Origin of the sequence: Streptomyces sp. SID13726 (assembly GCF_010548375.1) — a bacterium.
In the GTDB taxonomy this organism is placed as follows: Bacteria; Actinomycetota; Actinomycetes; order Streptomycetales; family Streptomycetaceae; genus Streptomyces.
In genome coordinates this window covers 1-390 of sequence record NZ_JAAGLY010000825.1, presented here as the reverse complement: position 1 = coordinate 390, position 390 = coordinate 1, and the positions used below count along the sequence as shown (strand labels likewise).

Annotated in this window: 1 protein-coding gene and 1 pseudogene; one reads left to right on the top strand and one right to left on the bottom strand. The window is 73.3% G+C overall.

The window, feature by feature from the left end:
• Nucleotides 1-236 (top strand): annotated as a pseudogene (locus tag G3I78_RS50510) (MBL fold metallo-hydrolase); the annotation flags it as partial.
• On the opposite strand, the gene G3I78_RS50505 reads toward G3I78_RS50510, so the two are convergent.
• A partial coding sequence (locus G3I78_RS50505; protein ID WP_164437396.1) for a hypothetical protein occupies nucleotides 206-390 on the bottom strand: 185 nt, incomplete at its 5' end. The pseudogene G3I78_RS50510 and the gene G3I78_RS50505 overlap by 31 nt on opposite strands.

The following is a 390-nucleotide window of genomic DNA, read 5'->3' as shown; positions in this document are numbered from 1 at the left end:
GCGAGGACGTAACCCGGGAGAGCATCGCGGCCGGGGTGAGCCCGCTGGAGCTGGCGCGGGCCACCGGCCTCGGCCCGTACGCCGAACTGCTCGATTCCGAGCGGCTTCTGCCCAATCTCCACCGCGGCTACGTCGAAGCCGAAGGGCGGCTGCCCGAGGGGTCCCCCCTCGACGTCGGGAGTCTGTTCGCAGAGATGGCCGTGTTTCACGGGCGGCCGCCCGCCTGCCACGCCTGAGCGCCCGGGGCCAGGCTGTTCAGACGGTCGATGAGCGCCCTCTGCTCCCTCGCCAGTTCCTCGATCCTCGCACCCAGGCGGGCGATCGCGCCGCCCAGCTCGCCGAGCGAGGCCTCCGGGTCCGGCGCCGTCAGGGACGGCGAGTGGTGGAGGA